6 protein-coding genes are annotated in these 6,274 nt (G+C 37.5%); 1 reads left to right on the forward strand and 5 read right to left on the reverse strand.

Features of this window, described 5'->3' with window-relative positions; genetic code table 11:
• The first annotated feature begins 105 nt into the window (after window positions 1–105).
• Entirely contained in the window at window positions 106–1,980 is a 1,875-nt protein-coding gene (locus C0512_RS10245) for an alpha-amylase family protein (RefSeq protein WP_290861215.1), read from the forward strand.
• Window positions 1,981–2,073: 93 nt separating this feature from the next.
• Here the strand turns inward: C0512_RS10245 and C0512_RS10250 are convergent, their stop codons facing one another.
• The 5 genes from C0512_RS10250 to C0512_RS10270 all read right to left on the reverse strand — a co-directional run bounded on the left by C0512_RS10250 (window position 2,074) and on the right by C0512_RS10270 (window position 6,023).
• On the reverse strand, window positions 2,074–2,490 hold the full coding sequence (locus C0512_RS10250) for a DUF3788 domain-containing protein (RefSeq protein ID WP_290861216.1): 417 nt from the start codon (window positions 2,488–2,490) through the stop codon (window positions 2,074–2,076).
• 102 nt (window positions 2,491–2,592) lie between these two features.
• Window positions 2,593–3,498 (reverse strand): class A beta-lactamase, subclass A2, encoded by a 906-nt coding sequence (bla, locus tag C0512_RS10255; protein ID WP_290861218.1) that lies wholly within the window; start codon window positions 3,496–3,498, stop codon window positions 2,593–2,595.
• A 116-nt stretch (window positions 3,499–3,614) separates the two neighbouring features.
• Window positions 3,615–4,169 carry a hypothetical protein gene (locus tag C0512_RS10260; protein WP_290861220.1) on the reverse strand — a complete coding sequence of 185 codons (555 nt, stop codon included), beginning with the start codon at window positions 4,167–4,169 and terminating at the stop codon, window positions 3,615–3,617.
• Window positions 4,170–4,340: 171 nt separating this feature from the next.
• Window positions 4,341–4,862 carry a DUF4411 family protein gene (locus C0512_RS10265; RefSeq protein WP_290861222.1) on the reverse strand — a complete coding sequence of 174 codons (522 nt, stop codon included), beginning with the start codon at window positions 4,860–4,862 and terminating at the stop codon, window positions 4,341–4,343.
• A 3-nt stretch (window positions 4,863–4,865) separates the two neighbouring features.
• On the reverse strand, window positions 4,866–6,023 hold the full coding sequence (locus C0512_RS10270) for an ImmA/IrrE family metallo-endopeptidase (protein WP_290861224.1): 1,158 nt from the start codon (window positions 6,021–6,023) through the stop codon (window positions 4,866–4,868).
• Window positions 6,024–6,274 lie beyond the last annotated feature (251 nt).

A 6,274-nucleotide genomic window follows, 5' to 3' on the forward strand; every position in this document is an offset into this window, starting at 1 on the left:
CCTGTGTTGTGCTTCCCGCACAAAACGGGATTCTTTCTTTGCAATTCTTTCTATTAAATAAATAATTCTTTTTGTAACTTAGCACCACGTAAAGTTCACCCTACCATGAGTAATAAAATCATTCCGGTTGTGAGTAGTATTCTACTATTTTCAGCCCTCTCTTGTCAACAAAAAAATATGCAAGCCCAAACAGACTCTTCCGACACCCTTACTGAAAAGAAAATCGTCGTTTATCAAGTATTCACCCGCTTATTCGGGAACCAAAACACCACCAATAAACCTTGGGGAACCTTGGAAGAAAACGGCGTCGGGAAATTTAATGATTTCACCGACAAAGCATTAAAAGAAATCAAAGACCTTGGGGTTACACACGTTTGGTATACCGGCGTTCCACACCATGCTTTGGTAAACGATTATACAAAATACGGCATCTCTAACGATGATCCGGATGTGGTGAAGGGAAGAGCAGGTTCGCCCTATGCCGTGAAGGATTACTACAACGTCAATCCTGACTTGGCCGTTGACCCGGCAAAGCGGTTACAAGAGTTTGAAGCCTTGATTAAACGCACACACAAACAGGGACTGAAAGTAGTGATTGACATTGTGCCAAATCACATTGCCCGCAAATATGAAGGGAAATCAAACCCGAAAGGCGTGAGAGACTTTGGTGCAGATGACGATAAAACCGTCGAATATAAACGCGATAACAACTTCTATTACATTCCGAATTCTAAATTTGAAGTGCCAACAGATGGAAATTATAAACCATTGGGTGGCGAAAAGCATGCCTTATCGGATGGAAAGTTTGAAGAAATCCCGGCGAAGTGGACGGGCAACGGTTCTCGTTTAGCGAAACCGGACATCAACGATTGGTATGAAACCGTTAAGATTAACTACGGTGTGAAACCAGATGGAACAAAAGATTTTCCTGCGTTGCCGGACGGATTTGAAAAGAAAGACTATAAAGCTCATTATGAGTTTTGGAAAGATAAAAGCGTTCCGTCGTCGTGGGTGAAGTTTCGAGACATCGCGTTGTATTGGACTGCTAAAGGAGTAGATGGTTTTCGCTATGACATGGCAGAAATGGTGCCCGTAGAGTTTTGGAGCTACATGAACTCTGCCGTGAAGATGAAAAACCCAAAGGCTTTCTTATTAGCAGAAGTATATAATCCGAATGAGTATAGAAATTACTTGCATTTAGGCAAGATGGATTACTTATATGACAAAGTGCAGTTGTATGATACGTTGAAAAACATTGTGCAAGGGCGTGGACTTCCGCAACATCTAACGGGAATTCAGGAAGACTTGAAGGATATCGAACATAACATGTTGCACTTTTTAGATAATCACGATGAACAACGACTGGCAAGCCCTGAATTTGCAGGCGATGCCAAGAAAGGAAAGCCTTTAATGGTGGTTTCAGCAACCATTAGTTCCTCACCGACGATGATTTACTTCGGTCAGGAAGTTGGTGAACCGGGTGCTCTCGATGCCGGTTTCGGCAAGCACTCCAGAACGTCCATCTTTGACTATGTGGGTGTGCCGCATCACCAACGTTGGATGAACGGCGGAAAATTTGATGGCGGTCAATTGAAACCCGAAGAGAAAGAGCTGCGGGACTTTTATAAACGGCTATTGAACTTTACGATTAAGAGCGATGCCTTGATGGGTGAGTTTCTATCGCTTCAGGAGGAGAACCTGGGGGCAAACTTGGGGTATGATTTCGGGTTGTACTCGTTTGTGCGTTGGAATGAAAAGGAAAAATTGGTTATCGTAACCAACTTTAATCAAAACACGGCGGTGAATTGTGAGGTGACTGTGCCGGCTGACGTGGTGAAAAAGATGAATTTGAAGGACGGCACCTTTGTTTTGAAAGACCAACTGTATGGAAACAGCCAGTCTGAACTGAAAATCAGTAACGGGGTTGGAAAATTTAAGCTTTCCATTCAACCGGGAGAGAGCTATATTTATAAATTATAAAGAAACCTAACGATAAGAAGAACCTGCCACTGTGCAGGTTTTTTGTTTTTTAGAAAATAGGGGCGGAGAAGGGTCGTGAGGGTGCGTTTCTGTTTAGCCTTGTATTTTGATGGCGATTAATTGTTCGAGGTCGGGGAGGATGGCGTTGTTGCAAACGTCAATGCGGATGCCTCGGCCTTCGGCATAGGGTTTAGCAGCGGCGAGTTCGGTTTTGATGGCTTCGGAAAGGGAGCTTTCGAGGATTTTATCGGTGGCTTTTTGTCCGAAAACGAGGGCTACTTTAAAGAATTTGTCGCGTGGAAGGAGGTAAACAATGACTCTTTTGGTGTCTTTTAAACGAAAACTCCATCCGTATTTATCGCCGGAATAATTCCATTCCTGAACGGGTTCGGGATATCGTGTTTTGGTGTAGTTGATAAGGGCTTGCCAAAGCGGGAAGGTGCTACCGAGTGCTTGTTCTAACTCCTGTTCCGTTGGTTGGACTGATTTGTTTGTAAAGATACTTTTCATTCTAATTCAAATTGACTGTGTCGATTGGGTTTGAGATATATTTCATAGGTAAAGGATTTTTGCCGTTCCATCTACAATTGAAAATTCCTTTTGAAAACAGCTTCACTCCGCCTTCTTAGTAAAATGATCCCAAGCCGCTTTTGCGATAGCCGCAATTATTTTTTCATTAGTGGCCTCATTTTCGGTTGTATTAGTCACAAAAACACTGATAAAAAAGGGCTTCCCATTCGGCAAAAAGACAACTCCAATATCGTTTACTGCTGCCATCATCCCTTTTTTGTTTACTCCTGACGTTCCCGTTTTGTGGGCAACAACGGTATTCTTAGGCAAAAGTCCTTTTATTCTTCGCGGGCCTGTTTCTGTTTCTCGCATTAATTGCCAAAGGAAGTCATGACTCTTTTTAGAAAGAAGTTGGGGCTTATTGTAATAAAAGGAGGCTAACGTTTGGTTTGCCGCTTGAGGTGTTGTCCAATTTTGAAATTGTAATTCCCAATCCCCCTGCTGCTGTTCTTCATTTAATTTGATGGAAATAGTGTGGCCTATATTTTTTTTAAAATAGTCTTCCACTACGTTGGGGCCACCAACGAGTCGCAACAATACGTCACATCCCACATTGTCGCTTAATGAAACCGTGTAACTTAGAATCTTTGAAAGGGGGAGTGTTCCTCCATTTGGGTATTTCTCTCGCAAAGGGCTATATAAACCGGGTAGTAACTCTTCCTTTTGAATCTTGATTGGCTGGTCTAACGCTAATTTTCCTTTATCAATTTCAGATAAAACCACTAGGGCAATATGAAATTTAAACACACTTTGCATAGGGTAGTGTTGCTCATTATTCAAGGAAACGATAGCCTTCCCGTCAGGACCAACAATTTCAATCCCTACGAGGGCATTTTTGCCGGAAACAATCGCTTGTACTTGTTGTTGCAACGTAGTATTCGTTTGAGCAACTGTGTTGGTAGAACTACTCAAAAAGAGTAGAATCGTTGCAAAGAATAATCTTCTCATCATTTTTATTAATTATTGAACAAATAACGGGCTATAAAAATTCCCACTTGTTTAACTACTTGGTTATTTCTTGGTTGGCTTTCCAAGCCTATGGAAACACTAACAATCAACACCTCTTATTTTTTAATTTCACCATTTTCATAAATTTGAACGTCTGTCAAATTTCCGGTTATAGCATAGGAATTTAAGGTTCCGTTTCCATGTTTTAAAGTTCCTTTTGCTAAAGCGGTTCCATTTCCGTCAAAACAAGATATAACTTCCATGAGTTTTCCGTCTTCATAATGTCTTTCCGTATAAAGAGTACCATTGGTATGATACCAAAACCACTTCCCAATCATTTTACCGGAGGATAAACTGCCAATTCCTTCTTTATTGCCGTTATCATGAAAAAATTGCCATTCACCGTCTTGTTTGCCTTCTTTAAAGGCTCCTGTTTGCCACAATGTTTCATTTTCATGATAAATTTTCCAGAGTCCGTGCTCTTTGTCATTTTTAAAGGAGCCGGTTTGATAAAGTGTTCCATTCTTATAATAATAGTTCCAGGTACCATTTTTTAAGTGATGAGCCACACTTCCTTTCGCTTTCAATTCACCGGTTTCATAATACGTTTTAGAGGAAGTACAGGAAATCAATAAACTAAGAACCAAAAGAAGGAGTAAATAATTTTTCATTGTTTTTCTTGGTAGTGGGTTAATGCGTCTGGCTGCAAAGTTTACATACTTGAGCAAGTGGCAGCTTGGGAAATGAGTTTTCTCTATTAGGAGATAGCGAAATTAGGTAAAAGAAATAAACAATTTATCAAAAAATAAGCCATAAGTTATATCATGTGTAGGCAGTAGGCATTATTTTTTTCGTTCCATTCTCATGCTTCGATCAATTAAAAAATCATTGATATCTATGCATTTTACATCATACTTTTTTGAAATAGCAGGAATTTTATTATGCTTAGTTTTACTTTCATTTGTAATCAATATGCAATTGTGAACTTTACAATAAGCAATTAAGTAAGGATCGGCTTCCTCTTTTCCTTCCGCTTGTTTTTTCATGTCAAAAAAACCTGAGCTATATTCACTATTAATTATTGGTCGAGCTGCATTTATACTTCCTGCATCGGTATCAACTACAAGATATTTACGCCATTTATGTACCCATTTTTTTAAGAAATCTTCCTTGCCTTCATAACTATTAATTTCTTCTTCAACAAAATCAATAGTTTTAAAACATCCTTTTCCAATCAAATCTTCGATTTCTTCCCAAATTGCTTTAAATACAGGGTTATCATATTTAAAAGTTGATTCAAGTATTATTAATGCACTTGTATCAATCAAATAGTTTTTTTCAAATTGATTAAAATCTAATTGCATTTTTTAAATATTAAGTAATTGTCTTGTTTTTGGAATATAAGATAACTTAACACCTAAAAAATCAGATAAGTCTTTTAAATCAATTCGGTTTTGATCAAAAGCAGAAAAAGCTAAAGAAATATAGTTTTTCCCCTTTTCTTTAATAGTTTCTTTCGCAATGTTGCGACCTTCTGGAGTTTTAGATCTACCAAATTGTGGCTTATTCCATGCGATATGTCTTTCGTTATAATATGCAACAGTAGTAAGTTTATTCTCAAGTAAACTCCGTAAAATGGCTAGTGGTCCAACATGGAAATAATTTGCTAGTTCAATTAAATCTTTTTTAGTCCAAATTTTATTTCCTTGAAGTTTTTGCTCAATTACAACCTTCATTTCTAACAATTCAGAAACTGGAATGAGAATTTCTGCAGAGAATGCATTACACCATTTCTCAATTTCAATATTAGTTCTTTCAGATAAATCACATAAGCCATCTACATTTAAAAGTACATGTCCAAGTTCATGAAAAAGTGTAAAAGTTTTAGCAGTTGCCGGGTCATTTCTTTTTATACCAATTATCGGAATAGATTCATCAAGAACAGTAAAACCACGAATTTCATCTTGCGAAAGCATCAACTGATATACACTAATTCCCATAGATTCAACTCTTTGAATATAGATTTCTAGAGCTTGAGTAGAACTAGATATTTCTCGAATATCTTCTAGCTTTAATGAATTTCTGACTTTGGCAGCAATTAATTGAGGATTTTCATCAATTGACGAACTAAAATTTAGTTTAGGAATATCTTCATTTAGTTCATTTTTTAGTTCAATATATGATTGAGCTAATGCACGAGCTTTTCTAACAGCCATGATAGTTTTTTCATGAAAACTTCCCATTTCCAATGAATTAATTGTTCGTCTGTCGGTTGGTATAGGTTTTTCCTTCGGGGGTTGTGATAATAAAAGTGTAGCTATTGTTCGTTTGTATAGTTTTGAAAACTCTTTTAATTCTTTTAGAGTAGGAAACTTTTCGCCTTCTTCCAATTGTATTAATCGCTTTGCAGAAATATTAATTTTTTCCGAAACTTGATTACGAGTAATAGCTAGAGATTCTCGGGCCCAAATCAAGACTTTACTGTTTATTTCTATTAATGTTGTTTCTTCCATTTTAGCTAACATTGAGAGTTATTCTCTGCGTGCTAATTTACAATTTTAATTTTGCCACTCGAATAATTTACATTTTTTCTTTCATCCTCAGTCTTGTATATTTCCCACTTGTTTGAGAAAAGGCGGAGACTTTTTCTCAAACGTCCCGTGGCTTTGCGAAGTTTGGGGATTGGTATTTCCAAAAGTATCAATTTAAGTTTAAGTTTACAAAAATATAACTAACATTAATATTTTGCCTTAAAGCCCAAATTTTGCAAAACCAC

It is taken from the genome of Flavobacterium sp. (assembly GCF_013822155.1).
GTDB lineage: Bacteria > Bacteroidota > Bacteroidia > Flavobacteriales > Flavobacteriaceae > Flavobacterium.

Coding starts and splice junctions, on each gene's coding strand:
- C0512_RS10250 (WP_290861216.1), bottom strand. CDS start 2,490: ATGAAAAGTATCTTTACAAACAAATCAGTCCAACCAACGGAACAGGAG.
- C0512_RS10265 (WP_290861222.1), bottom strand. CDS start 4,862: ATGCAATTAGATTTTAATCAATTTGAAAAAAACTATTTGATTGATACA.
- bla (WP_290861218.1), bottom strand. CDS start 3,498: ATGAGAAGATTATTCTTTGCAACGATTCTACTCTTTTTGAGTAGTTCT.
- C0512_RS10270 (WP_290861224.1), bottom strand. CDS start 6,023: ATGTTAGCTAAAATGGAAGAAACAACATTAATAGAAATAAACAGTAAA.
- C0512_RS10260 (WP_290861220.1), bottom strand. CDS start 4,169: ATGAAAAATTATTTACTCCTTCTTTTGGTTCTTAGTTTATTGATTTCC.
- C0512_RS10245 (WP_290861215.1), top strand. CDS start 106: ATGAGTAATAAAATCATTCCGGTTGTGAGTAGTATTCTACTATTTTCA.